The organism is Methylobacterium sp. Leaf469 (assembly GCF_001424745.1).
Taxonomy (GTDB): domain Bacteria; phylum Pseudomonadota; class Alphaproteobacteria; order Rhizobiales; family Beijerinckiaceae; genus Methylobacterium.
This window is the reverse complement of the sequence record NZ_LMRE01000023.1, coordinates 288,043-311,047: the sequence shown is the minus strand read 5'-3', so window position 1 is coordinate 311,047 and position 23,005 is coordinate 288,043. Positions and strand designations below refer to the sequence as shown.

The window sequence follows — 23,005 nt, the reverse complement described above, 5'->3', positions numbered from 1 at the left end:
CCCGGATCCAGGATCCGGGACGCTTCCCTCAGGGGCGCGGCAGCATCCGGTCGCTGATGATCCGGCGCTGGATTTCGCTCGTACCCTCGAAGATCGTGGTGAGACGGGCGTCGCGCCAGTAGCGCTCCACCCGGCGTTCCGTGGTGTAGCCGTTGCCGCCGTGAAGCTGCATCGCCTGGTTGGTCACCCGCACGGCCATCTCGGTGGCGAGCAGCTTGACCATGGCGGATTCGCTCTCGGCCGCCTCGCCGGCATCGAGCAGATGCGCGACCTGCTGCCAGAACGCGCGGGCTTGTGCGACCTCCGCCGCCATGTCGGCCAGGGCGAAGCGCAGGGCCTGGAAGTCGCCGATGGGGTGTCCGAACTGCTCGCGCTCCTGCAGGTAGAGCTGACAATCCTCCACCGCCGCCCGGGCGACGCCGACGGCACGCGCCGCCGTGTGCACCCGTGCGATGTTGAGGCCGCGTTGCACGGACGCGAAACCGCCCGCATCCGCATCGGCCCCCTGGTCGCCGTAGAGGCCGGTGAGCCGGTCGCTCTCGGGCACGCGCACGCCGTCGAGGGCGAGCTCGAAGGTGAGGAAGCCGTGATAGCCGATCTTGTCGATCACCTGGCCGGTCATGCCGGCCGGGAAGGTGCCGGGCTCCTTGACCACCAGGAACGGCTCGAGGCCGGCCGAGCGCGACTCGCCGGGCTCCGGATCGCGGGTGCGGGCCAGAACCTCGACGAAATCGGCCGCCTGCGCGAAGCCGGCCCAGCGCTTGGTGCCGGTGAGCACCCAGGTGTCGCCCTCGCGCACCGCGCGGGTCTGCACCCCGGCCAGATCCGAGCCGGCGGTCGGCTCCGACAGGGCGATGCTGCCGATCCATTCGCCCCGGGCCGAGCGGGCCAGCAACTCGCCCCGGCGCCCCTCGTCGAGGACCTGGGTGCCGAGGCCCTGGCCCCGCGCGAGGATGCTGCCCACGGACAGCCAGGCCCGGGCGAGTTCTTCCGAGACGAGGCAATACTCGAACACCCCGAGGCCGAGGCCGCCATGCTCCGTCGGGATGGTGATGCCGAACCAGCCCTTTCGCGCCATGGCGTCGATGAGCGTGCGCGGCATCTCGGCTTTCTGCCGGTCGAGTTCGTCGGCGATGGGCATCACCACGTCGCGGGCGAAGGCTCGGGCCTCGGCCTGCAGGGCGGCGCGCGCCTCCGTGCGCCACGGCGTCACGAGTTCGGGCGGACGGGGCTCTTGTCTGCGACGGGGCTCTTGATCCGGCTTCGGCATGGGGTCTCCCGTGATGGTTCGGTGACGCCTTCGCGGCGCCTTGCCGTCCGTCCTAGCATGTCCGCATTCCCGCCACCCACTGCCACCCGGACGGTCGCTTCCCCCAGGGAAACCGCCCGTTCGGTCCGCTACGGGCCTCGGATCGATTGACAGACGCCCTTCCGGCGGGCTGCAGTCCGTCCCAGTCCCATGCTGTTCACCCGCCTGTCCGACGACCTGTTCCGGCCCCTCGCCTCCCCGAGCCGGGCCTTCAACGCCGCCCTGCTGCTGCACCTGCACGCGCGGGTGTTCGGCGATACGGCCGAGCCCCTGCGCAAGACCGAGCTGCTCGCCGCCATCGGCGACTTCTCCGCCGATTACGCCCAAGGCGAGATCGCCGACGATGAGACCACGCCCGTCGATCCCATCGAGCGGCGCTCGGCCGTCTACCGGCGCCTGCTGGACTCCGGCTGGCTGGTGGAGCGGCGCGAGCGCTACGTGCCGGTGGTGGATTTCGACCCCGAGGCCCGCATCCTCATTGAGGAACTCGCCCGCCTCGACCGGGGCGAGACCCGCTCCTACGGCGGCGCCGTGCTCGATGTGCTGGGCAGCCTGGAGAGCGCCATCGCCAACCCGGCCGAGCGTTCCGAGGCCCTGGTCAACGCCGCCAAGGCGTCGCGGGCCTTCCTCAGCCACCTGCGGACGCTCGCCGGCTCCATGCGCAAGATCGAGGCGCGCATCCTGGCGCAGGAGGACCAGCGCGCGGCCTTCCGGCTCTACTTCGACGAGTTCGTGGCCCGCCACATCGTCAGCGACTACCGCACCCTGCACACCCGCCTGAACCCGTTCCGCTTCCGCTCCGGTATCGTGCGCGAGGCGGGCCGCGCCTTGCGCGATCCCCTCACCCTGCGGGCCCTGGCGGAGGCCGGGATCCGCGAGGGCCGTGCGCCCGATGTCGAGGTGGCCGAGCGAGCCGTGCGGGCGGATCTCGCAGAGATCCTGGCGATCTTCGAGGGCCTCGACCGTCACCTCGACGCGGTGGCCGACATCGTCGCCCGCCTGGAGCGGCGAATCGCGGCAGCCCTGCGCTACATGGACCACCGGGATTCCGACCGCATCGAACGCACGGCCGCGGCGCTCCGCGCCGTGGCGGGCACCGATGCGCCGATGGAGGGCATGCCACCGGCCGGGATCTCGCTCCTGCGCCCGCCCATCGGCGCCGTCCACCTCTACGCGCCGCGCCTCAAGCGCCCGCCCATCGACTGCGAGCCCCTGCCGGAACTCTTCCTCGATCTGGCCGTGGAGGCCTTCATCGCGGCGAAGGACGCGTTCCGCCACCGCGTGGCGGTGACGCCCGACCGGATGGTGGACTTCCTCGAGGGCCGGCTCGGGCGCAAGGGCGCCGTGCGGGGTTCGCAGATGCCGATCGCCGACGTCGATGCCTTCGTGGTGTTCCAGCGCCTGCGCGAGATCGACGTGCTGTTCGACGGGAGCCTGAGCGGTCGCTACCGCCTCTCGCGGGTCGAGGGCCGGGTCGCCAACGGCTGGCTCGACTGCCCGGACTTCCTGCTGGAACGCACACGCTGAGTGCTGCGGCGCAATATTCGATCGCCGCGAGACTTCGGTGTCCCATGCAACGACCACCCTTGGCATCTGCGAAGACAGGGTTCATCCTGGTCTCCGACGCGCGGCGCGGAAGAACGTCGCGTCTTCGGGAGATGGGCCATGGTATCCGGCAAATGCTTGATCAAATCCGCCTGGGTCGCCGTCGAGGTCGGGCGTGAGCGCTGCGAACGGGTGCTGGTGGTGGAGACGTACATCGCCGTGAGCCCCCTGGAGCAGAACTACGACGCGGCGCGCTACGACAGCATCGTCGCCGAGGTCCGCCGTGTGCTCGCCGCCAACCCGTCCCTCGACCGGGCCTCGATCCTCAGCATGCACCGGGACACCAAGTGCATCTCCCTATTCCGGGCCGAAGCCGCCGCCGCCTGAGCGGATTGGCGCGACCGGCGGGAGGCGGATAGACACGCGGCCTCGCGCGTCCCATTCGCTCCCGGACCACCGCCATGCTCGAAGCCTTCCGCGCCATCGTCGACGGCGACGAGCCGCCGCCGCCCGGCGCCCGTGCGCCCTCCGACGAGGAGCTGACCCGCGCCCTGCAGGTGCTGCTCAAGAGCCAGTGCGTCTATTCCGGCACCCCCGGCATCGGCCGGACCTACGACCTCGCCCGGCACTACGCGCCGTTCTTTCAGAGCTACTTCGCCTGCCTCGGGTACGGTTTCGAGGTCTCGCACCGGGACCAGATGGTGTTCCTGCGCGTGCCCCCGGAGGGCGTGCGCCACGACGGTCAGGCCGAGCGCCTGCGCAAGGACGAGACCCTGGTGCTGCTCGCCCTGCGGCTCGCCTACGAGGAAGGGCTTCGCGACCACCGCGTCACCACCGAGGGGGTGGTGGAATGCACCACCGACGACATCGCCGAATCGATCCGCACCGCCACCCGCAGCGATCCGCCGGAGGAGACCCGCCTGCTGGAGATCCTGCGGCTGTTCTCCCGGAAAGGCGCCCTGCGCCTAGGCGAGCGCGACAAGACCGAAAAGCTCACGCCCCTGATGGTGCTGCCCGGCATCGGCGTGCTCTCGCCCGACGCCTGGATGGAGCACGTCCGGGCCTGGGCTTCGGCCGGGGATGACGCCGCCTGATCGCCCCGGCCGGCTTGCCTCGCCGCCCCCGGCCATGCGAGCGAAGGCCCGACGATCCTTCGCAGCGTGCAAAAATCACCCGGCCTCAGTGTATCGCCTCACCGACATCGCCCTCTCGAACTGGTACCTGATCCGGCGCGAGCAGATTCGTATCCGCGGCGCGACGGCCCTCGTCGGGCCGACGGGGGCCGGCAAGTCGACGATCTTCGACGCCGTCGGCACGGTGCTGGCCGGCAACAACGCCAGCCGTCTGGCGCTCAACGCCTCGGCGTCGGGCCGCTCGGCCCGCACGGTGCGCGACTATTGCCTCGGCTGGATCAGCGACCCGGCCGAGGGCGGCCGCCCGACTCGCGAGGCCTGCGAGACCCTCATCGTCCTCGTGTTCGAGAACCCGGTCTCGGGCCGCGTCGTCTCCGTTGGGCTGGCGCTGAGCGCCCGGGCCGAGGACAGCCGCGAGACCACCCTGTCGCGCTTCGTCTGCACAGGCCATCGCTTCGAGATCGCCGACTACGTCCGCGAGACGCCCGACGGCTCCTTCGTTGCGCCCTGGGCCGAGATCGCCAAGGATCTGCGCATCCGCTCCGAGACCTTCGAGGAGTTCCGCGCGTCCGGCGAGCGCTTCACCGCGGAGGTGCTCGGGCTCCTGCGCGAGGGCGCGCCGGTGCCCGAACCCCGCCACTTCCTGCGCACCTTCTCCAATGCGGTCGCCTTCAAGCCGATCTTCGATTCCTCCGCCTTCGTGCGCTCCTTCGTGCTGGAGCCCGAGCCCCTCGACGTCGCCCGCATCCGCCAGTCGGTGGAGAACTGGCGCCGTCTCCTTGAGACCATCGAGGAGTTGGAGCGGCGCCTGTCGCATCTCGGCCGCATCCTCGCCCGCTACGAGACCTGGGCGGAGGCGAGCCTGTCGGCGGCCCTCGACGACCTGCGGGCCGCCGGCGCGGATCTGCGCCGCCGAGTCGTCGAATACACAACCGCCCGCACCGGCCTCGCCGATGTCGCCGAGCGCCTGCGCATCGCCCGCGAGAGCGTCGCCACCAGCCAGGGCTTCGTGCGCGACATCGACGGCGAGATCGCGCAGAAGAAGGCCCTCATGGCCGGGACCCACGCGCAGGGGCGGCTCGCCGCCTCCGATGCGGGCCTCGCCGTGCTCACCCGCGACCAACGCGACCTCACCCTGCGGGTGACGGGCCTCGTCGGCCTGATCCAGGACGTCGCCCGCCTGACGGCGGTCATCGGCGAGGTCCGCCGCGTCGATCCGGGTGCGGCCCGCTTCGTCGAGGCCTGCGCCCGCGCGGGGCTCCGCCGCGAGGCCCCGCCGGAGGAAACGCTTCGCTCGGACGGGCCCCTGAATGCCCTGGTGACGGCGCTCGTCGACATGCCCGACATCGCCGGCCCCCTCGATACGGCGGCCGAGGACATGGCCCTGCGCGCCCGCGCCGCCGAGACGGAGGCGCAGGGCCTTTCGGCGCCCTTCGCCGGCGGCGGGGCGGCCAAGGGCGCGCGCCTGTCCTCGGACGTGGCGGCGTTCCGGGACGAACTCGCGCGGCTGGGCATCGACGCCGTGCCGGTCTGCGAACTCGCCGAGATCGTCGAGCCGAAATGGGGCATGGCCCTGGAGGGCCTTCTGGGGGGTGCCCGCGAGGCCCTGGTGGTGCAGCCCGACCGGCTGAATCAGGCGTTCGCCCATCTCGAAGCCCGGAAAGCACAGTTCTACCGCTGCCTTCTGGTCAAGACCACGGACACGGCCCGGCGCCGGGGCGGGCGCTACGACGACGGCCCCTTGGGCATGATCGAGACCCGCGATCCCCACGCCGAGGCGTTCCTCGCCGCGCGGCTGGGCGGGTACGACCTCGCCCCCGACGATGCGGCCCTCGCGCATATGAGCCGGGCCGTGGCGCCGAGCGGGCGCTCGACCTCCGGCATGGCCTATTCGGTGGTCCGTCCCGTCCAGCTCATGATGACGCGGGGCAGTCGCGGTCCGACACAGGAGGGCCGCGAGGCCATGGAGCGGGCGGTGGCCGAGGCCCGTCGCCTGCGCGGCGAAGCCGGCGTGCTGCGCGAGGCCGCCCGCATCGCCGCGCAGCTCAGGGCGCGCCTGGCCGAGGCTCCCATCGACCTGCCCGGCCTACGGGCCGAGTGCGACGCCATCGAGGGCCGCCGCCGCAGTCTCGCCACCGAGCGCGAGAGCGTCGAGAAGGCCGATACCGGCGCCCTCGAAGCCGAATTGAAGGAGCTCGCGAAGGAGCGTTCGGCCTACCTCACGGAACTCGTGCAGGTGCTCGAACCCAAGCGCGATGCCCTGCTGGGCGAGGAAGCGGGCCTGAAGGCCAAGGTCGCCTCCTCCCGCGAGGCGGCGCGCGCGGCGCTGGCCGCCCGGCGCTCGGCGCATGCGCGCTGGGTCGGCGGCGACACGGTCCGCATCCGCCTCGTGCGTCCGGAGGGCTTCGACCCGCGGGCCGTGGCCAAGGCCCGGGCGGACCTCGCCGGCCTCGACGCGAAGGAACTCGCGGCCGCCGCCGCCGCCGCCCGCAGCGCCGCCCGCGAGGCCCTCGAGACGGCCCGTACGCAGGGCCGCACCGCCGAGCGCGACTTGGCCGAGTATTGCGTGCAGTGGCGGATCGACAACCCTCTGGGGCGCGGCGACGCTCCGGCCTCGTTCGGCTACGGCTGGACCCGGCGCGCCTACGACGAGGTCGCGGGCCACGAGCTCAGGCGCTACCGCGATCAGGCCGTGCGGGCGGAAGGCGAGATGCGCCGCCTGATGACCGAGGACCTGCTGACGCGTCTCGCCGACAAGTTCGAGCGCGTCCGCGCCCGCCTCGACGCCCTCAACGAACGCCTGTCGAGCCAGACCTTCACCGGCCAGACCTACGCCTTCGAGGCCGCCGTCGACCGGCGCTACGCCGCCGTCCACGCGCTCGCCACCGAAGTCGCACGCTCGCCCGATGCGGCGCAGGCGGTCCTGCCGGGCCAGGGCGAGACGCCGGCCGAAGGCCCGCTCTCGGCCGCCATCGAGGAGATCTCGGCCCTCATCGCCGGTGAGGAGAGCGCGGCGCGTTTGGCCGATTATCGCAACTACTTCGTCTACGAGATCGGCATGCGCGATGCCGCCGGCAACCGCACCACCATGTCGAACCGGGCTCTGCGCGGCTCCGGCGGCGAGGCGCAGGCGCCGTTCTACGTCGCCATCGCGGCCTCCCTGGCCTCGGCCTACTATCCCGGCGACCGACCGGGCGACGAAAATCCGGGGCTCGGCCTCTGCCTCCTCGACGAGGCGTTCTCGAAGCTCGACGTGCGCAACTCTCAAGCCCTCGTCGACCTCTACCAGGCGTGGGGCCTGCAGCTCCTCATCGCCGCGCCCGAGGACAAGCGCACCACGCTCACCGAGGTGATGGACACCATCGTCACCGTCTACAAGAGCCCGGACCTGAAGGGCGTCCGCATCGAATCCGAGCACCCCCTGGAAGCGGCCAAGCGCGCGCTCGCCGCCATCAACCCGGAACGCCAGGGGATCGAGGGGTTTCGCCTGCCCGGTGCGGCTGCGTGACGTCGGTGCCGCGCGCCCAGGGCGCCGCCGAGAGTGTGCGGGCGAGGTAGTCGGCCAAGGCCGTGACCCGGGCCGGGCGCGGATCGCCCGGCGGCGTCATGAGGTGGAGCGCGATGGGCGGGGCCGACCACCCGGGCAGCACCCGCTCCAGCCGTCCGGCCGCGAGATCGTCCCACAGCATGAAGTCCGGCTGCACGGCGAGTCCGAGCCCGGCGCGCAGGGCCGGCGCCAGGGCGTCGGCGTTGTTTGCGCGCAGCGGCCCGCCAGGGATCACCACGGCCTCGGTGCCGTCGGGCGCGAGGAAGCGCCAGCGGTCGGGGCTCGGCAGGTAGGCGTAACCGAGGCAGGCGTGACGGGCGAGGTCGCGCGGATGCTCCGGCCGCCCTTGCGCGGCGAGGTAGGCGGGGGCGGCCACGAGGGAGCGGTGGACCGTGCAGAGCCGGCGCGCCCGAAGGGACGAATCCGGCAGGGCCGCGATGCGCAGCGCGAGGTCGAACCCGCCGCCGACGAGGTCGACGAGGGCGTCGCCGAGATGCAGGTCGATGGTCAGGCCCGGATGAGCGGCGAGGAAGTCCGGCAGCAGGGGCGCGACGTGCATCACGCCGAACGACATCGGGGCCGCGAGCCGCACCCGCCCGCGCGGCGCGGCGGCTCCGTCGCGGGCCTGCGCCTCCGCCGCCTCGCCCTCGGCGAGCAGCCGGGCCGCCCCGTCCCGTGCCGCGAGGCCCGATTCGGTCAGCGCGAGCTTTCGCGAGGTGCGGTGGAACAGGCGCGCGCCGATGCGGGCCTCCAGGCGACCCACCGCCTTCGACACGGTGCCGGGCGCGACCCCGAGGTCGCGTGCGGCCTGCCCGAACGAGCCGGTCTCCGCCACCTTGGCGAAGACCGCCCAAGCTTCGAAATCGGGGAGTTTCATGCCTGCATTCCGGAAATGATGTGTTTCCATCGTTTCCGTTTTAGCGGGATGCGGCAAGGGCCATCTTGTCTCCAGCAGAAGGAGACAGCAGCATGACCCATCACGGACTCCACCACGTCACCGCGTTTTCCGGTTCGGCGTTGCGCAATCTCGATTTCTACACCGAGGTCCTCGGCCTGCGGCTGGTGAAGAAGACCGTCAACTTCGACGATCCGGGCACCTATCACCTCTATTACGGCGACGAGACCGGCCGGCCCGGCACGATCCTGACGTTCTTTCCCATCGCCGACGCGGCCCCCGGCCGGGTCGGCATCGGCGAGACCAGCGAGACTGCGTTCCGGGTGCCCCGCGCCTCCATCGGCTGGTGGCTGCAGCGCCTCGTCGAAGCCGGAATCGTCCACGACGTGCCGGTCGCGGTGATGGGCGAGCCGACCCTGCGCCTGCGCGATCCCGACGGGACGATGCTCGCCCTCGTGGGTGTCGCGGAGGCCGGCGAGGCGTCCGCCTGGACCGGTACCGTGCCGGCCGAGCATGCCATCCGGGGCCTGCACGGCGTCACCCTGCTGCTCGGCGAGGCCGGACCGACGGCGGCGATCCTGACCGACGTTCTCGGCTTCACCGAAGACGCGCGGGAGGGGTCCTCGACCCGATACGCGAGCGGGGCCGCGGAGGGCGGCTTCGTCACCCTGCGGGCCGTGGGTGAATTCCTGCGGGGCCGCCAGGGGGCGGGCTCCGTCCACCACATCGCCTTCCGGGCGGCGGACGACGCCGCGCAGGCGGCGATGGTCGAGGCCCTCACCACCCGTCACGGGCTCGGGGTCACCGAGCAGCGCGACCGGGCCTACTTCCGCTCGGTCTACTTCCGCGAGCCCGGCGGAATCCTGTTCGAGATCGCCACCGATGTGCCCGGCTTCAGCGTGGACGAGCCCATCGCCGACCTCGGCACGGGGTTGAAGCTGCCCGCCGGCCTCGAGCCGCACCGCGCCCGGATCCAGGCGGCCCTGCCGCCCCTCGCCTGACCAGTCTTCCCCGGCCCGCATTCCCGCGGGCCGGGGCCGCTCGTGACACCCGGAGGTCCGCCATGCCCGCGTCCACCCCGAAGACCCTCGCCTTCGTTCACCGCTTCGAGCCCGGTGCGAACCGTCCGCCCCTGCTCCTGCTGCACGGCACCGGCGGGGACGAATCCGATCTCCTGCCCCTCGGCCGCGCCGTGGCGCCGGGCGCGGCCCTGGTGTCGCCGCGCGGACCTGTGCTGGAGAACGGGATGCCGCGCTTCTTCCGGCGCCTGTCCGAAGGCGTGTTCGACGAGGACGACGTGCGCCGCCGCGCGAAGGACCTGGCGGATTTCGTCGCCGACGCGCGGGCGGCCTACGGCCTCCCCGCCCCCGTCGCGCTCGGCTTCTCAAACGGCGCCAACATCGCCGCCGCCCTGCTCATGCTGCATCCGGGCGTCCTTGCCGGGGCCGTACTCCTGCGTCCGATGCTGCCGCTGGCCCAGCCGCCGGCGTTCGACCTCACGGGGCTGCCCCTGCTGATGCTCTCCGGCGCGCAGGACCCCATCGTTCCGGAGGCCAACGCGCGAGCGCTGGCCGAGCGCTTCCGCGGATCCGGCGCCCGGGTCGAGCACGGCGTACTCCCCGTCGGGCACGGTCTGTCCCAGGCCGACGTGACGACGGCGGAGGCTTGGCTGGCGGGACTCGCGATCTGAAGGGGCGCCGGCCACGGGGCCGGCGCCCCTGCCCGGCTCAGAAGTTCGCCACCACCTGGAAGCGCACCAGGCGCGGTGCGCCGGGGGTGATGTTGTTGTTGCCGTCGGCGGTGGCGATGTAGCGCCGGTCGAACAGGTTCTCGATGTTCACCTGGGCCCGCACGAACTCGTTCACCCGGTAGAACAGTCCGAGGTCGAAGCGGGTGATCCCCGGCAGGCGGACGGTGTCGTCCGCCGAGGCGAAGGTGTGGCCGGTCTGGATGTAGCCGACGCCGAACGAGAATTGCGGCGTCACGTCGAACTTGTTCCACAGGGTGAAAGCGTTGAACGGCACGAGGCCGACCCGATTCCCCGGTCGCACACCCTGGGCCGCCGTGCCGAAGCCGCTGACGATGGTCGCGTCGGTGAAGGCGTAGCCGCCGGCCACCTGCCACCACTCGGTGACGTAGCCATTGGCTCCGATCTCGGCGCCCTGCGTGTTGGTCTGGCCGGTGGCCAGGAAGAAGCCGGCCCGGTTCGGATCGGCGAGGCGCTGGTTGAACCGGTCGAGGTTGTACAGGGCTCCGGTGAGCTGGAGCACGGGCGAGACGTCGAGCTTCACGCCGATCTCCCCGTTCTCGAACCGCTCGGGCTGCGAAATCGCCAGCCCCGGGGCGAGGCTGCTGAACTGGTCGCCCGCGGAGGGCAGATAGGAGACGCTGTAGCTGCCGTAGAAGGCGAGGTTGTCCAACGGCTTCACCACGACGCCGGCCCGGGGGGAGAGCAGATTGTCGATGCGCGTGGTGCGGACGGGGGTCGAACCGGTCGCGTTGAGGTTGTCGGCCTTGAAGTCGAAATGGTCGTAGCGCAGGCCGCCGATGAACTGGAGGTGCGGTCCGATCTCGATCTGGTCCTGCGCGTAGACGGCGGCCAGCCCGAGGTCGTAGCGGGTGTTGGCGCCGGTCGTGTTCCGGAAGCTGACCGGCGCGCGGGTCGTCGGGAAGCGCGGGTTGACGGCCAGCGTCAGGCCGCCGTTGGCGAAGAACCCTTCCTCGCGGAAGGCACGGCCTTCCTGATAGCCGAGCTCGAACCCGGCGAGCAGGGTGTGCTTCAGGGGGCCAGTGTCGAACTTATAGGTGAAGTCGTTCTGCGAGAAGTAGTTCGTCCGGGGAGTGTCGTTGTTGTACGCGGTGATGTTCACGGACGTGCCGGCGGCGTTGACCGCCCCGCCCGGATAGACGTTCGAATAGAACTTCTGATAATCGGCGAAGCGCAGGGTGCTGTGCAGGTCGACACCGGAATCGAAGCGATGGTCCAGGGTCGCGGTGGCGATGTTGGCGTCTATGCGCGCGACGCTGAGATCCGGATTGCCGAAGTAGGTCGCGGTGTTGCGTCGGTAATTGTACGGTCGCCCGAATTGCGAGGGAATGCCCCGATCGGTGTTGCGCTCGTCGTGGAAGTATTCGTACGACAGCTTCAGCGTCGTCGCCGGGCCGAGCAGGAAGGTCATCGTCGGATTGAAGCCGTAGCGGCGGATGTCGACGAAATCGCGGTAGGTGCCGGTATCTTCGAACACGCCGTTCATCCGGAAGAACACGCTGTCGCTGACACGGTCGCCGACATCGAGCGCCACGCGCTTGTTCCAGAACTGGCCGCCCTGGGCCAGAACCTCGCGGATCGGGGTGCCGTCGGCTTCCTTCAGAACGCGATTGATGACGCCGCCGCCGCCGCCGCGACCGAAGACGAGGGCATTGGGGCCCTTGAGCACTTCGATGCGCTGGGTGTTGTACAGGTCACGGAAGTACTGAACGTCGTCGCGCACGCCGTTGACGTAGAAATCGGCGTTGGAGCGCTGACCGCGGATCACGAGATCGTCGCGGTTGCCCTCGCCCTGGTGCGGGATGATGCCGGGCACGTAGCGGATCGCCTCGTTGATGCTCTGGAAGCCCTGGTCGCGGATCTGCTGCTGGGTGACCACCGTCACGGATTGCGGCGTGTCGATGAGCGGCGTGTCGGTCTTCGTCGCCGAGCGGGTGCGGTTCGTGAGGTAGCCGACGGTGCCGCCCGCGCCCTCCACACTGAGCTGATCGAGGGTGACCGCGCTGCCGATCGCCGGCGTCGCGATCTGTGCCTGTGCCGTCCCGGCCGCGAACGTCCCCGCCAGCAGAAGCCCTACCGCCTGCCCATCCCGTCGCCGAAGCATGATCGTGAACTTTCGTCGTATCGCCCGAATCGAGGGCGCGTCGTCGCCGGCGCGAAACATTTCACGCGGCCGAAAGCTCCTGTATGTCCGGGCGTGAAAACGGCAAGCGATTTGAAGAGGTTAGGAGGGTTTCCAGTTTCGAGTGTTTCTAAGAGCCGGTCCAGTAAGGCGGTTAAGTTGCCCGCAATGGACAGGAAATCCGTCCTCCTTCGACATCGGAATGTTTCCAGATTGTAATCGAAACTCCAGCATCTTGATAAAAATATCACATTTGTTAGGGCCTCCCGGGCCGCCGGACTTCGGTTGAGGCAGCACCCCCGCCCATGCTAGGCGCCCCTCAGCACCCGTCTGCATCGCGAAAACCTCCGAGGCGCCCATGATCCCCCGTTACAGCCGCCCCGAGATGACCGCGATCTGGTCGCCCGAGACCCGCTTCAAGATCTGGTTCGAGATCGAGGCCCACGCCACGACGGCGCTGGCCGAGATCGGCGTGGTGCCGAAAGCCGCCGCCGACACGATCTGGGAGAAGGGCCGCGACGCCGTGTTCGATGTCGCGCGCATCGACGCCATCGAGGCGGTGACGAAGCACGACGTCATCGCCTTCCTCACCCATCTCGCCGAGATCGTCGGCCCCGAGGCCCGCTTCGTCCACCAGGGCATGACCTCGTCGGACGTTCTCGACACCTGCTTCAACGTGCAGCTCGTGCGTGCCGCGGATCTCCTCATCGCCGACGTCGATGCGTTGCTCGCCGCGATCAAGCGCCGGGCGTTCGAGCACAAGCTGACGCCGACCATCGGCCGCTCGCACGGCATCCACGCCGAACCCGTCACCTTCGGCCTCAAGCTCGCCCAGGCCTATGCCGAGTTCGAGCGCAATCGCGCCCGCCTCGTGGCGGCCCGCGAGGAAGTGGCGACCTGCGCCATCTCGGGGGCCGTCGGCACCTTCGCCAACATCGATCCGCGCGTGGAGGAGTACGTCGCGAAAGCCATGGGCCTGTCGCCGGAGCCGGTCTCGACCCAGGTGATCCCGCGCGACCGCCACGCCATGTTCTTCGCGACGCTGGGCGTGGTGGCGAGCTCGGTGGAGCGCCTCTCCATCGAGGTGCGCCACCTCCAGCGCACGGAAGTGCTGGAGGCCGAAGAGTTCTTCTCGGAAGGGCAGAAGGGCTCCTCGGCCATGCCGCACAAGCGCAACCCCGTGCTCACCGAGAACCTCACGGGCCTCGCCCGCATGGTGCGCTCCTACGCCCTCCCGGCCATGGAGAACGTCGCCCTCTGGCACGAGCGCGACATCTCGCATTCCTCCGTCGAGCGGATGATCGGCCCGGACAGCACCGTGACCCTGGATTTCGCCCTCGGCCGCCTCACCGGCGTCATCGACAAGCTGCTGATCTATCCCGAGCAGATGCAGCGCAACCTCGACAAGCTCGGCGGCCTCGTCCACTCGCAGCGCGTTCTCCTGGCCCTGACCCAGGCCGGCGTCTCGCGCGAGGATTCGTACCGCCTGGTCCAGCGCAACGCGATGCCGGTCTGGCGCGGCGAGGGCGACTTCCTCACCCTGCTCAAGGCCGACACCGACGTGACCGCCGCCCTGGGCCCGGCGGAGATCGAGGCCTGCTTCGACCTCGGTTACCACTTCAAGCACGTCGACACGATCTTTTCACGGGTGTTCGGGGCTTCCTGAGCCCCGTCGCACGAATCCTGCGTCGCGCCCTTCCCATCGGCGATTCAAAGGTCCCGCTCCGTGTCGAACCCCCGCATCGTCTACCTCAACGGCGACTTCCTCCCCTTCGAAGACGCGCGGGTGCCGATCATGGATCGCGGCTTCCTGTTCGCCGATGGGATCTACGAGGTCTCGGCGATCCTCGATCGCCGCCTCGTCGACAACGAAGCGCATCTCGCCCGCCTCGACCGGTCGCTCGGTGAGATCGACATCGCCAATCCGCACACGCTGGCCGAGTGGATCGCCCTGCAGATGGAGCTCGTCGCCCGCAACGGCGTCACCGAGGGCCTCGTCTACATGCAGGTGACGCGCGGCGTGTACGAGCGTGACTTCGCCTATCCGCCGGCCGGCACCGCGCCGACCGTGATGATGTTCACCCAGGCGAAGACCGTGGCGGCCAACCCCCTGGCGGCCAAGGGCGCCCGGGTGATCACCGTGCCGGACCTCCGCTGGAAGCGCCGGGACATCAAGTCCATCGCGCTGCTGGCCCAGGTGCTCGCCAAGCAGCAGGCCGCCGCCGCGGGCGTCAGCGAGGCCTGGATGGTCGAGGACGATGCGGTGACGGAGGGCTCGTCGTCGACGGCCTTCATCGTCACGGCCGGCGGCACCCTGGTGACCCGTCCGCTCTCGACGGCGCTCCTGCCCGGCATCACCCGGCAGGCGGTGCTGCGTCTCGCCGCCGAATCCGGACTTGCCCTGGAGGAGCGCCTGTTCACCGTGGCCGAGGCCCACGCGGCGGCGGAGGCGTTCTATACCAGCGCCTCGGCCTTCGTGATGCCGGTGGTGGAACTCGACGGGCAGCCCATCGGCACCGGCGCCCCCGGCCCCCACACCCTGCGCCTGCGCGAACTCTATCTCGAACTCGCCCGCGCGAGCGATTGAATCCCGCACGGCCGGAGGACATCCGTCTCACGCCAGGAACACACTCACGCCAGGAACACACTCACGCCAGGAACACACTCACGCCAGGAACACACTCACGCCAGGAACGCATCGGCCCCGGATCGGTTCTTCCGGCACGAACCCTGTCTTCCAGAAGGTGTCACGATGCGCATGATATGGCCCCTGGCCGCCGGCCTGAGCCTGCTGGCGACCGCCGCCTTCGCTCAGGTAACGGCGCCGAGCAGCCCGGTTCCCGACAAGATTCAGCCCGATGCCGGCCCGCCCGGCACCGGTGGCACCCTGAGCGACCGACTCGAGAAGAACGACGGCGTGATCAAGCCGCCGGGCAACACGGCCCCCGGCATGGTGGTGCGCCCGCCCGATCCGAACCCGGGCTCCATGCCGGTGATCAAGCCGGGCGACCTCCCCGGTCGCGAGCCGGGCACCGAGGCCAAGTAGCCGCCCTCGGGCGACCGCACGGTACGTATTCCCCCGGTGATTCGGAGCCGGATCGGCCAGTTGCTTGATTTCCGGCTACGGATCGCAGAAAGACCCGAGGAACGTGGGACGGTCCGGCCTCCATGGCCGGATCGTTTTCGCGCGGGTCCTCGGGACAGGTCTTGAGTGAATGGCAAACGTCGTCGTCGTAGGCGCCCAATGGGGTGACGAAGGCAAAGGCAAGATCGTCGACTGGCTCTCCGAGCAGGCCGACGTGGTGGTGCGCTTCCAGGGCGGCCACAATGCCGGCCACACCCTCGTGATCAACGGCGTGACCTATAAGCTGGCCCTGCTGCCCTCGGGCGTGGTGCGGGGCGGCAAGTTGTCGGTGATCGGCAACGGCGTCGTGGTCGATCCGTGGCACCTCGTCGACGAGATCGCCCGGCTTCAGGCCCAGGGCGTCGAGATCTCGCCGAAAACCCTGCGGATCGCCGATAACGCCACGCTGATCCTACCTCTGCACCGCGAGCTCGACCATTTTCGCGAGACCTCGAACGCGGGTCTCAAGATCGGTACGACGAAGCGCGGCATCGGACCGGCCTACGAGGACAAGGTCGGGCGCCGCGCCATCCGGGTCGTCGATCTCGCCGACGAGAGCACGCTGGCCGCCAAGATCGAGCGGGTCCTGACCCACCACAACGCCCTTCGGCGCGGCCTCGGCATTGAGGAGGTCGATGCCGACGCCCTACTCGCCGAACTGAAGGCCATCGCGCCCACCATCCTGCCCTACGCCGACACCGTCTGGAAGCTCCTCGACGAGGAGCGCCGGGCCGGCAAGCGCATCCTGTTCGAGGGCGCGCAGGGCGCGCTCCTCGACGTCGACCACGGCACCTATCCGTTCGTGACCTCGTCCAACATCGTGGCGGCGCAGGCCGCGACGGGCTCCGGCATGGGGCCCTCGGCCATCGGCTACGTGTTGGGCATCGCGAAAGCGTACACCACCCGGGTCGGCGAAGGTCCGTTCCCCACGGAGCTGTTCGACGAGATCGGCGAGACCATCGGCGCGAAGGGCCGCGAGTTCGGCGTCAACACCGGGCGCAAGCGCCGCTGCGGCTGGTTCGACGCCGTTCTGGTGCGCCAGACCGTGAAGACCTCGGGCATCGACGGCATCGCGCTGACCAAGCTCGACATCCTCGACGGGTTCGAGACCATCCGGGTCTGTACCGGGTACCGCCTCGACGGACAGGTGATCGACCACCTGCCGGCGAACCAGGCGGCGCAGGCCAAGGTCGAACCCATCTACGAGGATATCGAGGGCTGGTCGGGCACGACGGCGGGGGCCCGCTCGTGGGCCGATCTCCCGGCTCAAGCGATCAAGTACGTGCGCCGCATCGAGGAACTCATCGGTGCGCCGGTAGCGCTGCTCTCGACTTCGCCGGAGCGCGACGACACCATTCTGATGCACAGCCCCTTCGAGGATTAACGCGTCTGAGAGGATGGGCGGCGCATCCGCTCTCGGGCGGGGTGCCGGCCCGCCCTGAGTTGAGCGGACCCCAGTCACGATGGCCGATTACTACCCCTTGCTGGCGCGCGCCCTCGAAGCGATGCCGGACCGTTCGCCGGCCCTTCGCAAGGCCGTGTACGAGCGTGCGCGCAGCGCCCTGATCGGCCAGCTTCGCTCCCTCGATCCCCCCCTGTCCGAGGCGGATATCGATATTGAGGCGCGGGCCCTCGAGACCGCCATCGATCGGCTCGAGACCGAGCACGGCCCTCCGGCCCCCGAGCCCTTGGCCGAGCCTCCGTTCGAGCCCGTGCCGGAACTCAAGCCCGAGCCCGAGCAGCCCGTCACAGCGGATGCGTTGCGGGATCTGCCGGAATCGCTGCCGGACGCCCCCGGGTCGGAGCCCCTGCGCCCCACCGCTCCGGCCCCGGAGCCGTTCCTGCCGCCGGCGCCCCCGCCGGACCTCGGCCGGACCCCGTTCATGCCGCCGGAGGAGCCGGCGAGCGCGCCGATCATCCCGATCCAGGCCCGCAAGGGTCGGTCGCCCGCCGCCGTGGCCGATCCCGCCGCCGAGGCGGTGTCGTCCTCGACGGACGCGTCCGCCCAGGAACCGGCGTCCGACGACCTCGTGGCCGATGCGGGCGGTGCCCGTCAGCGCCCGCGCATCGACGTGGTCGCGCCGCGGGCCGGACGGTCGCGCCTCCTGCGCAACGCCGTCGTGGGAGCCGTGCTGTTCACCGTCATCGGCCTGATCGCGGTGGCGGCGTTTCTGTTGCGCGACAAGCCGGCCGACCTTCAACCCCTGGCCGAGCAACAGGACACGGCGCAGGACAGCGCCGAGACCAAGTATGCCGACCGTATCGGTGGCGACCCCGTGGCGCCGCCGGCGCCGGCACGGCCTGCGCAGGCGCCTTCCTCGGCGGGCGCCGTGCAGCCGGACGTCTCCGTGGCGCAGCGCGCCGTCCTCTACGAGGAGAACACGTCCGCCACCAACGCCCAGCCGACCGTTGTGCAGGGGCGCGTCCTCTGGCGCCTCGAAACCGTGAACGGCGAGCGCGGTCAGGCCCTCGAAACGGCCGTTCGCGCGAACGTGGAGTTCCCCGAGGCGGGGATCACCCTGCAGATGACCATCAATCGCAATCTCGATGCGAGCTTGCCGGCATCGCACACCATCGAGCTCGCCTTCACCACGGACGGCACCAATGCCGCGCGCCGGACGGTGCAGGACATCGGGCTGCTTCAGGCCAAGGACGAGGAGAATGCCCGCGGGTCGCCGGTCTCGGGCCTGCCGGTACGGGTGCGGGAGAACCTGTTCCTCATCGGTCTGTCGTCCCTGCGCAACGACATCGACCGCAACACCGACCTGCTCCTTCACCGGAACTGGCTCGAACTCGCGGTGAAGTTCAACTCCGGTGCGCGCGCGATCATCAATTTCGAGAAGGGCGCGGCGGGCACGCAGGTGATGGAGAAAGCCTTCGCGCAGTGGCGCTGACGGGCCGGGACCGCTGACACGAAAAAGGCGGCCCGAGCGCTTCGGGCCGCCCTTGTCGTTTGAAGTCGTCGCTCCGCTCAGGCGTGGGCGGCTGCGCGCGGTGCCTCGCGGGACGCCAGGTTGCGCTTGACCGCCTCCTGGATCTTCTCGAAGGCACGCACCTCGATCTGCCGCACGCGCTCGCGCGAGACGCCGAACTCGCCCGACAGGTCCTCGAGGGTGATCGGATCGTCGGCCAGACGCCGCGCCTCGAAGATGCGGCGCTCGCGGGCATTGAGCACCGAGAGGGCATCGCGCAGGGCCGAGAGCCGGTTCTGGCCTTCTTCCTCACGGGCGAGCACCGTCTCCTGGCTCGGGCTGTTGTCGACCAGCCAATCCTGCCACTCGCCTTCGCCTTCCTCGCGCAACGGCGCATTGAGGGAGGTGTCGCCCGAGAGGCGACGGTTCATGTCGATCACCTCCTGCTCGGGCACGCCGAGCTTGACGGCGATCTGCGCCACCTGATCCGGCTTGAGGTCGCCCTCTTCCAGGGCCGAGATGCGGCCCTTGGCCTTGCGCAGGTTGAAGAACAGCTTCTTCTGGTTGGCGGTGGTTCCCATCTTCACGAGGGACCACGAGCGCAGGATGTATTCCTGGATCGCCGCCTTGATCCACCACATGGCGTAGGTGGCCAAGCGGAAGCCCTTGTCCGGCTCGAAGCGCTTGACCGCCTGCATCAGGCCGACATTGCCCTCGGACACGACTTCGCCGATGGGCAGGCCGTAGCCCCGATAGCCCATGGCGATCTTGGCCACGAGGCGCAGGTGCGAGGTGACGAGGCGATGGGCGGCGCCACGATCGCCCTTCTCCCGCCAATCCTTCGCGAGCGTGAACTCCTCGTTCGGCTCCAGCATCGGAAACTTGCGGATCTCATCGAGGTAGCGCGACAGGCCACCCTCGGTGGCGAGCACGGGCAATGCGCCGGCCATGGTCTTCCTCCTTGAATGGTCCCCGAATGGGCGGACCCGAACCGAACCGCCGCTCCCTTGAGCCGGCGTTTCGGCTCCCCATCTCTACCGGGAAACAGAAGACCCCGGAAGGCGGCTCGCCCAACGAACATCGCGGTCAACGCGCGATGTCGCCGATGGCTCAGGGGTGACACGAAACGCCGCGCCGGGCGGTGCCGTTCCGCACGCCCTTCGGGTCCGGGCTTGACCGTGACAGATGCGCCACGCGGGTACTGCGTTCCCTCAGGTCGTCGCCCCCTTCTTCCGCAGCGCCGACAGGAGCGCCTCCATCTCCGGCGGCAACGGCGACTCGAAGTGCAGGGTCTCGCCCGTGCGCGGATGGGCGAAGCCGAGCACGCTGGCGTGCAGGGCCTGACGCCCGAGGGCCAGGAGCGCGGCACGGGCCTCCTCGCCCAGCCGCGTGGCCTTGGTCTTGAACGCGCTGCCGTAGACGGCGTCGCCCAGGAGCGGGTGGCCGCGATGGCTCATGTGCACCCGGATCTGGTGCGTGCGTCCGGTCTCCAGCTCGCACCGGACCAGGGCGACCAGACCCATCGCGTCGAGGGCTTCCTCGACATGGTAGTGCGTGATGGCCTCCCGACCCGTCTCGGCCCGCACCACGGCGATCTTCTCACGATTTCGGATGCTGCGGGCGAGATAGGCGTCGATGGTGCCGACGCGCGGCTCGGGCACGCCCCAGACCAGGGCGCGGTAGACCCGCTCCAGGGGGCCGGTGCGGCCGTGATCGGCGAACTGCTCGGTCAGGCCTTTGTGCGCCCGGTCGTTCTTGGCCACCACGAGGAGCCCGCTCGTGTCCTTGTCGAGACGGTGGACGATTCCCGGCCGCCGCACGCCGCCGATCCCCGACAGGCTGTCGCCGCAATGGGCGATGAGGCCGTTGACCAGGGTGCCGGAATCATGTCCGGGCGCGGGGTGGACCACCAGACCCGCCGGCTTGTCGATGACGATCAGGTCGCTGTCCTCGTAGACCACGACGAGATCCTGGGTCTCGCCCTGCGGGGTCGCCGCCACGGCGGTCGGAATCGTCACGGCGAGTTCGGTGCCGGGCCCGACCTTCACCGACAGATCGAGCACCACTGCGCCGTTGCGTGTCACCTGTCCGGTCCGGATCAGATCCTGCAGGCGCGCCCGCGACACGTCCGGGAATGCCCGCGCCAGGGCGCGGTCGAGGCGCTCCGGCGTCACGTCGTCGGCGAGTGTCGCCCGACGGTCCTCTGGTTGCTGCAACGATCGTCCCTCCGCCCCGTTCACCGCGACCCGGACGGACCGCGCAAAATCACGCGCGGGGGCACTTGCTCCCTCGCCGGACCGTCGCTATACGATCGCCACACCGCCGGGAAGCTTCCTCCCGCCGGACGGTCCCACGGGATCGGAGTGAACGGGAAGCGGCGTCGGTGCCCCAAGGGTGCCGCGTTGGATTGAAGACCGCGCCCATCGTCTAGCGGTTAGGACAGGTCCCTCTCACGGATCAGACCGGGGTTCGATTCCCCGTGGGCGCGCCAATCCACACTATCTCCAGTCTACTTGATTCGGTTTAAGTCGAGGCATTGGCCCGACGCGTTGTTTCCGCTGGTTGCAAAGATCGTCCACGGCGTGACGCGCTGCGGAACTTGCGAAGCGACGGTGGTCATTCCCCAAAATCCGATCTCTCGACCTTATCCATGCAACGGATGGTGCGTTGCCGCAACGAAAGTCTTGTGCGCGCGCCGGGCTCGGCCTTGCTGCGTCTTAAGTTTGGGTTACCATCGGCGACTTCACAGCGTTCGACGATTCCAGATCGAGACAAGGTGTTTGCCATGTCCCAGACCATTCGCGTCACGCCGACCCACGATGGCACCTATACTGTCTATCGTGGGACTGAAGTCCTGGTGAGCGGCCTCACTCGCACTCAGGCCGAGCGCTACGAGGCCGATCTCGGTCTCCTCGCCTCCCTCGGCCCGCCCAACCGCCCGACCGGCCTCTCCGCCTGACGGGCTATCCCGGCGTCGCCCGTCCGCGGGCGACGCACCTGCGCGCCGGTCAAGCTGGCGTCAATCGTAGCGGTCCGCGATCGTCGATGAGGCCGGTTTCCGTGAGTCCCCGCTCCCGCCCCGCGATGCCGTAGCCGGCGGGACCGCGCGTGATGGTGTACAGGTAGTAGCTCGCCCGCCGGTTCGGTCCGCCCTCGCGGGCCGAGGCCGAGGTGCATCCCACCACCGGCACCGGCCGTCCCCCAGGCCCCTTCGCGAAATGCACGCTGCCGACGTGGTTGTGGCCGTGCAGGATGAGGTCGGCTCCGGCCTGCGCGATCATCGCCATGAACGCTTCGGCATCCTTCAGTTCACGCCCCGACGAGGCACCGCCCGGATGGGGCGGATGGTGGATCATCACCACCCGGCACGGCGGTTCGGCCTCGGCGCCGAGGCGTTCCAAGATGCCGCGAGCCGCCACGATCTGCGGTGGGCCGAGGCGCCCGCTGGCCACGAACGGCTTCGTCGGGATCGCCGAAGACAGGCCGATGAGCGCCACGGGGCCGCGGCGGCGCAGGTAGGGGAACACGCCCGGCGTGCCGTCGTCGTCCGTGGTCCAGGCGCCGCAGGCGGCCAGCAGCCCGTCGAGGGAGCCGCGCACGTAGGCGTCGTGGTTGCCCGGCACGAAGCTCACCGCCTCGGGATCGCCCAGGGCCTCCAGGAACACCCGTGAGGTCGCCCACTCGCTCGGCAGGCCGATGTTGCAGAGGTCGCCCGTGCAGGCGATGTGGTCGTGCGGCTGCATCTGCAGGTCGGCCACCAGGGCGGCGAGCAGTTCCATGTCGTGGGCGTTCTTGCGCCCCCGCCGCCAGTTCACGTAGCCCGTGGCGCGCTTGCTGAAGAGCTGGCGCAGGCGCGGGCGCGGCAGCGGCCCGACATGCGGGTCGGTGATGTGGGCGAGGCGGAACATGCGTGTCCGTTGCGGATGGAAGTCACGCCCGGCATCGCCACTCGCGGCGGCGGGGTCAACCCGGTCGGCGCGCACCACACGCCACTCACGCGCTGCCGATGACGATGCCGGTCGCCAGCACGAGGGCGCCGCCCAGCACCACCTGAAGCGCGGCCCGCCAGAACGGTGTGGCCATGTAGCGCGTGCGGATGCCGGCAATGAGGAACAGCTCGACGACGACCACCAGGACGGCGAGACCCGTCGCCACGGCGAAGGCATTCGGCCACGCATCGGGGATCAGGTACGGCAGCGTATGCCCCAGGCCGCCCAGCGTCGTCATCACGCCGCAGACGAGACCGCGCATCCAGGGCGATCCACGTCCGGTGATCGACCCGTCATCCGACAGGGCCTCGGTGAAGCCCATGCTGATGCCGGCACCGAGGGAGGCGGCCAGCCCGACGAGGAAGGTCGCGCCGTTGCTGTGCGTCGCGAAGGCCGCGGCGAAGATCGGTGCCAGGGTCGAGACCGAGCCGTCGATGAGTCCGGCGAGCGCCGGCTGAACGTAGCGGAGGACGAAAGCCCGGTTCGCGTCGGTTGCCGCATCCGGTGTCGGGGAAGGAATGCGCGTCTCGGCGCCCGCAGTCGCGATCATCGCCCGGTCTCCAGTTTTGACTCATTCCAATCTATAATTTAGAACTGTTATGAACAAGCGATTTTGTCGGGTGTCGACGGGGATTTGCCGCCTTTCGTCGGGAATCGGACC

At 69.9% G+C, this 23,005-nt stretch carries 18 protein-coding genes, 1 tRNA gene and 1 pseudogene; 13 read left to right on the top strand and 7 right to left on the bottom strand.

Going from position 1 to position 23,005, the window contains the following annotated elements; all coding sequences use genetic code 11:
• Window positions 1–28: 28 nt before the first annotated feature.
• The gene (locus ASG60_RS12660) at window positions 29–1,270 is read right to left on the bottom strand and encodes an acyl-CoA dehydrogenase family protein (RefSeq protein WP_056173817.1); all 1,242 of its coding nucleotides are present in this window, start codon (window positions 1,268–1,270) and stop codon (window positions 29–31) included.
• 189 nt (window positions 1,271–1,459) lie between these two features.
• Between ASG60_RS12660 and ASG60_RS12655 the strand changes: the two genes are divergently transcribed.
• From ASG60_RS12655 to ASG60_RS12640, 4 genes are all read left to right on the top strand, one after another.
• Window positions 1,460–2,836: a Wadjet anti-phage system protein JetA family protein gene (locus ASG60_RS12655; protein ID WP_056385864.1), complete on the top strand. Its 1,377-nt coding sequence runs from the start codon at window positions 1,460–1,462 to the stop codon at window positions 2,834–2,836.
• A 138-nt stretch (window positions 2,837–2,974) separates the two neighbouring features.
• The gene (locus ASG60_RS12650) at window positions 2,975–3,241 is read left to right on the top strand and encodes a hypothetical protein (protein ID WP_056173812.1); all 267 of its coding nucleotides are present in this window, start codon (window positions 2,975–2,977) and stop codon (window positions 3,239–3,241) included.
• 74 nt (window positions 3,242–3,315) lie between these two features.
• Window positions 3,316–3,948: a DUF4194 domain-containing protein gene (locus tag ASG60_RS12645; protein WP_056261993.1), complete on the top strand. Its 633-nt coding sequence runs from the start codon at window positions 3,316–3,318 to the stop codon at window positions 3,946–3,948.
• An 88-nt stretch (window positions 3,949–4,036) separates the two neighbouring features.
• Window positions 4,037–7,495 (top strand): SbcC/MukB-like Walker B domain-containing protein, encoded by a 3,459-nt coding sequence (locus tag ASG60_RS12640; protein ID WP_056385862.1) that lies wholly within the window; start codon window positions 4,037–4,039, stop codon window positions 7,493–7,495.
• Here ASG60_RS12640 and ASG60_RS12635 read toward each other — a convergent pair.
• Entirely contained in the window at window positions 7,440–8,411 is a 972-nt protein-coding gene (locus ASG60_RS12635) for a LysR family transcriptional regulator (protein ID WP_056303298.1), read from the bottom strand. The two genes, ASG60_RS12640 and ASG60_RS12635, sit on opposite strands and share 56 nt — an antisense overlap.
• Window positions 8,412–8,503: 92 nt before the next feature.
• Between ASG60_RS12635 and ASG60_RS12630 the strand changes: the two genes are divergently transcribed.
• A complete protein-coding gene (locus tag ASG60_RS12630; RefSeq protein WP_056385860.1) occupies window positions 8,504–9,430 on the top strand; it encodes a ring-cleaving dioxygenase in 927 nt (308 codons plus the stop codon).
• Window positions 9,431–9,492: 62 nt separating this feature from the next.
• Entirely contained in the window at window positions 9,493–10,119 is a 627-nt protein-coding gene (locus ASG60_RS12625; RefSeq protein ID WP_056385858.1) for an alpha/beta hydrolase, read from the top strand.
• Window positions 10,120–10,156: 37 nt separating this feature from the next.
• Here ASG60_RS12625 and ASG60_RS12620 read toward each other — a convergent pair whose 3' ends face one another.
• Window positions 10,157–12,301 carry a TonB-dependent siderophore receptor gene (locus ASG60_RS12620; protein WP_056386091.1) on the bottom strand — a complete coding sequence of 715 codons (2,145 nt, stop codon included), beginning with the start codon at window positions 12,299–12,301 and terminating at the stop codon, window positions 10,157–10,159.
• A gap of 376 nt (window positions 12,302–12,677) precedes the next feature.
• Between ASG60_RS12620 and purB the strand changes: the two genes are divergently transcribed.
• The 5 genes from purB to ASG60_RS12595 all read left to right on the top strand — a co-directional run bounded on the left by purB (window position 12,678) and on the right by ASG60_RS12595 (window position 18,337).
• Entirely contained in the window at window positions 12,678–13,985 is a 1,308-nt protein-coding gene (gene purB, locus ASG60_RS12615; protein WP_056385856.1) for an adenylosuccinate lyase, read from the top strand.
• 60 nt (window positions 13,986–14,045) lie between these two features.
• Complete coding sequence (locus tag ASG60_RS12610; RefSeq protein ID WP_056385854.1) at window positions 14,046–14,906, top strand: D-amino-acid transaminase; 861 nt, start codon at window positions 14,046–14,048, stop codon at window positions 14,904–14,906.
• A 165-nt stretch (window positions 14,907–15,071) separates the two neighbouring features.
• Entirely contained in the window at window positions 15,072–15,365 is a 294-nt protein-coding gene (locus ASG60_RS12605) for a hypothetical protein (protein WP_056173783.1), read from the top strand.
• Between the two features lie 169 nt (window positions 15,366–15,534).
• Window positions 15,535–16,827 (top strand): adenylosuccinate synthase, encoded by a 1,293-nt coding sequence (locus tag ASG60_RS12600; protein WP_056173780.1) that lies wholly within the window; start codon window positions 15,535–15,537, stop codon window positions 16,825–16,827.
• Window positions 16,828–16,906: 79 nt separating this feature from the next.
• Complete coding sequence (locus ASG60_RS12595) at window positions 16,907–18,337, top strand: hypothetical protein (protein WP_056385852.1); 1,431 nt, start codon at window positions 16,907–16,909, stop codon at window positions 18,335–18,337.
• A gap of 77 nt (window positions 18,338–18,414) precedes the next feature.
• Here ASG60_RS12595 and rpoH read toward each other — a convergent pair whose 3' ends face one another.
• Together rpoH and ASG60_RS12585 are read right to left on the bottom strand one after the other, a co-directional pair.
• Window positions 18,415–19,305, bottom strand: a complete 891-nt coding sequence (rpoH, locus tag ASG60_RS12590) for an RNA polymerase sigma factor RpoH (protein ID WP_056173774.1) — start codon at window positions 19,303–19,305, stop codon at window positions 18,415–18,417.
• A gap of 261 nt (window positions 19,306–19,566) precedes the next feature.
• On the bottom strand, window positions 19,567–20,571 hold the full coding sequence (locus ASG60_RS12585) for an RluA family pseudouridine synthase (protein WP_056361993.1): 1,005 nt from the start codon (window positions 20,569–20,571) through the stop codon (window positions 19,567–19,569).
• Between the two features lie 200 nt (window positions 20,572–20,771).
• Between ASG60_RS12585 and ASG60_RS12580 the strand changes: the two genes are divergently transcribed.
• Together ASG60_RS12580 and ASG60_RS23155 are read left to right on the top strand one after the other, a co-directional pair.
• Window positions 20,772–20,846: transfer RNA gene (locus ASG60_RS12580), tRNA-Glu, on the top strand.
• A gap of 294 nt (window positions 20,847–21,140) precedes the next feature.
• The gene (locus ASG60_RS23155) at window positions 21,141–21,314 is read left to right on the top strand and encodes a hypothetical protein (protein WP_200918875.1); all 174 of its coding nucleotides are present in this window, start codon (window positions 21,141–21,143) and stop codon (window positions 21,312–21,314) included.
• Window positions 21,315–21,363: 49 nt separating this feature from the next.
• Here the strand turns inward: ASG60_RS23155 and ASG60_RS12575 are convergent, their stop codons facing one another.
• Window positions 21,364–22,263, bottom strand: a complete 900-nt coding sequence (locus ASG60_RS12575; RefSeq protein ID WP_056385850.1) for a metallophosphoesterase — start codon at window positions 22,261–22,263, stop codon at window positions 21,364–21,366.
• Window positions 22,264–22,348: 85 nt separating this feature from the next.
• Window positions 22,349–22,819: pseudogene (locus ASG60_RS12570) on the bottom strand (VIT1/CCC1 transporter family protein); the annotation flags it as partial.
• Between the last annotated feature and the right edge of the window lie 186 nt (window positions 22,820–23,005).